Genomic DNA, 3,589 nt, shown 5'->3' on the forward strand with positions numbered 1-3,589 from the left:
ATATCGGACCATCATGACCGCCAGCTCGAAAGCCGCCACCGACCTTCTCGCTCCCAACGATCTCGAGGCCTGGTGGCTGCCGTTCACGGCCAATCGGTCCTTCAAGCAGCATCCGCGCATGATCTCGCGCGCCAAGGGCATGTATTACTACACTCCCGAGGGTCGGGAAGTGATCGACGGCGCGGCCGGATTGTGGTGCTGCAACGCGGGTCACAACCGCGACGAAATCACCGCGGCCATCCAGGCACAGGCCCAGGAGCTCGATTACGCGCCGGCCTTCCAGTTCGGCCATGGCGGCGGCTTCACGCTGGCCTCGCGTCTCGCTCAGCTCGCGCCGGGTGATCTCGACCACGCTTTTTTCTGCAATTCGGGATCGGAGGCTGTCGATACGGCCCTCAAGATCGCGCTTGCCTATTGGAATATCACCGGACAGGGCAGCCGCACCCGCCTGATCGGCCGCGAACGCGGTTACCATGGGGTCGGTTTCGGCGGAATTTCCGTCGGCGGCATCGTCAAGAACCGCCAATTCTTCGGCACGCTGCTCGCCGGTGTCGATCACCTGCCACACACCTACAACCGGGCCGAGCAAGCCTTTTCGCGCGGCGAACCCGAATGGGGCGCCCATCTTGCCGACGACCTCGAGCGCATTGTCGCCCTCCATGACGCTTCGACCATCGCCGCGGTGATCGTCGAGCCGATGGCGGGCTCCACGGGTGTCCTCGCGCCGCCCAAGGGCTAYCTSMAGCGCCTGCGCSAGATCTGCGACAARYACGGCATCCTSCTGATCTTCGACGAGGTCATCACCGGSTTCGGCCGTCTCGGCACCCCCTTCGCCGCCGAGCGCTACGGCGTGATCCCCGACATGATCACCTTCGCCAAGGGCGTGAATTCAGGTGCCGTCCCCATGGGTGGCGTGATGGTCCGAAAGGGACTCTACGAGGCCTTCATGAAGGGGCCGGAGAACTCGATCGAACTCTTCCACGGCTATACCTATTCGGGCCATCCCCTCGCCTGCGCGGCGGCACTCGCGGCCCAGGACATCTATCGGGACGAGAAACTGTTCGAACGCGCCAAGGCCTTGGAGCCGGTCTGGGCCGATGCCGTCCACTCCTTGAAGGGGCTGCCCAACGTGCTCGACATCCGCACGATCGGCCTCGTCGGCGCCATCGATCTCGCCTCGAAGCCCGACGCCGTCGGCCGCCGGGCCTTCGAGGCCATGGATCGCGGCTTCCAAGACGGCGTCATGATGCGCATCACTGGAGACACCATCGCCCTCTCGCCGCCGCTCATCGTCACCGAGGAGCAGATCGGCGAGATCGTCGACAAGATCGGCAAGGTCATCCGCGCAGTCGCGTAATGGCGGCGACGGCACACCGCAACGTCATCACCGGCCTTGTGCCGGTGACCTCGATCGGTGAACCGCGGCGCCTTTCCGATCGAGGTGGCCGGGACAAGCCCGGCCATGATGAGGGGCGCGGCTTCAGCTCATTGCCGAGAGGGCGGCTCCCACTCCAGCCACGACGAGGAGCAGGTCGATCCGACCCCAGCCCTTGCTCCTCCCCGCTTCGCGGGTTACGACGCGGCACGCCTTTCTCCTGAGAAGACTGCTTCAGAACCCATGTCCAAAGCCGATAAAATCAAGGCACGCGCGCCGCGCGGCTTCGCCGATCGCGGGCCCGCCGATCTCGCCGCGACCGAGCGCATGCTCGCCAAGATCCGCGAAACCTATGAGCTCTATGGCTTCGAGGCAGTCGAGACGTCGTTCGTGGAATACACCGATGCGCTCGGCAAGTTCCTGCCCGACCAGGACCGCCCGAACGAAGGCGTGTTCTCGTTCCAGGACGATGACGAGCAGTGGCTCTCGCTCCGCTACGACCTGACGGCACCCCTTGCCCGCTACGTGGCCGAGCATTTCGATGCCCTGCCCAAACCTTATCGCAGCTATCGCGCGGGTTGGGTGTTTCGCAACGAGAAGCCGGGTCCGGGACGTTTCCGTCAATTCATGCAATTCGACGCGGACACCGTGGGCGCCGCCTCGGTTACCGCCGACGCCGAGATCTGCATGATGGCCGCGGACACGCTCGATAACCTCGGTCTGAGCGGGCAATACCAGATCAAGATCAACAACCGGAAGGTGTTGGACGGCGTTCTCGAAGCGATTGCGCTCGGCGGCGACGACAAGGCCGGCCAGCGTCTGACTGTACTACGCGCCATCGACAAACTCGACCGGCTCGGCGCCGATGGAGTGCGGCAGTTGCTCGGCCCTGGCCGCAAGGACGAGAGCGGGGACTTTACGAAAGGCGCGGGCCTGGAGCCTGACGCCATTGAGCGCGTCCTCGCCTTCACCGCAGCGAAGGGCGATACGAACGCCATCAGCATCGACAATCTCAATAAGGTCGTGGCCGGATCGGCTCGCGGCGAGGAAGGCGTCAAGGAACTCGCGGAAATCGCCGCGTTGGTAGCCGGATCGGATTACGATGGCCGCATCATCATCGATCCTTCGGTCGTTCGCGGCCTGGAATACTACACCGGTCCCGTCTACGAGGCCGAGCTGACCTTCACCGTCACCGACGAGGATGGACGCCCCGTGCGTTTCGGGTCGATCGGCGGCGGCGGGCGTTACGACGGGCTGGTGGGGCGCTTCCGCTCGGAGCCCGTCCCCGCGACCGGTTTCTCGATCGGCGTTTCGCGACTTCTCTCCGCTCTGCAGATGGTCAAGAGCCCGATCGTGTCGGGACAGGACAACCCAGGTCCGGTCGTCGTTCTCGTGATGGATCGCGACCAGGTCGCGGCCTACCAACGCATGGTCGCGGCGCTTCGGAAAGCCGGCATCCGGGCCGAGCTCTATCTCGGCTCGTCGGGCATGAAGGCGCAGATGAAATATGCCGACAAGCGGCAGAGCCCCTGCGTCATCATTCAAGGCTCGAATGAGCGGGAGCGCGGCGAGGTCGAGATCAAGGATCTCATCGAAGGGGCGAAAGCTGCCGACGCCATCGCGTCCAATGCGGAATGGAAAGCATCGCGGCCGGCTCAGTTTTCGGTCGGTGAAGACAAGCTCGTCGACGCAGTCCGGGACGTGCTGGCGCGCCACTTCGCATAAGGTCTTCTCGTCCGTTCATGCTGCGCCCAAACCGCCCACGCTGGAACCCTTCCGGCGTCGAAGGGGTTTATCTCCGAAGCTTGACCATCAGGAGAGAGTTATGGCGAAGGCGAAAGCAAAAGCGAAGAAGACGGMGAGTCGAACCAAGAAAGTCGAATCGAACGGTTTGGCGAGCTTCAAGCTCCCGAAGGCGATACGCAATTTCGGTCCGATGAAGGATCTGATGAAATCCGATCTCGGTCGGGAAATTCTCGCCGATGCACTCATTGCGGCTGCGGCCGCAGCGGCAGCGGCCTTGACGCGTTCGGCTCATGCGAAGAGGGCAGGATCGTCGGCCCTGGACGCGGGTGCTTTGGCCGGTCGCGCCGCGCGCGATGCCGTACAGACCGCATCGGGAGCGGTCGCCGAAGTCGTCGCTGGAACGGCACGCCATTTCCTGCCGGCATCGCTGACGTCGCATTACAACGATGCCGACGAAGAGGATGAAGT

3 protein-coding genes are annotated in these 3,589 nt (G+C 63.9%); all 3 read left to right on the forward strand.

Annotated elements, in window-relative coordinates; genetic code table 11:
- Positions 1-13: 13 nt before the first annotated feature.
- A complete protein-coding gene (gene aptA / locus AC1DT3_RS15050; protein WP_477466055.1) occupies positions 14-1,357 on the forward strand; it encodes an omega-aminotransferase AptA in 1,344 nt (447 codons plus the stop codon).
- A gap of 261 nt (positions 1,358-1,618) precedes the next feature.
- Positions 1,619-3,100, forward strand: coding sequence for a histidine--tRNA ligase (hisS, locus tag AC1DT3_RS15055; protein ID WP_477466053.1), 1,482 nt, complete (start codon positions 1,619-1,621; stop codon positions 3,098-3,100).
- A gap of 100 nt (positions 3,101-3,200) precedes the next feature.
- Positions 3,201-3,589: hypothetical protein (locus AC1DT3_RS15060; RefSeq protein ID WP_477466054.1), on the forward strand; the 389-nt coding region annotated here is incomplete at its 3' end.

Source organism: Microvirga sp. P4_G7, from assembly GCF_056401005.1.

Bases quoted from the DNA above. Each gene is read 5' to 3' on its own strand.
- hisS (WP_477466053.1), top strand. From the start codon at position 1,619: ATGTCCAAAGCCGATAAAATCAAGGCACGCGCGCCGCGCGGCTTCGCC.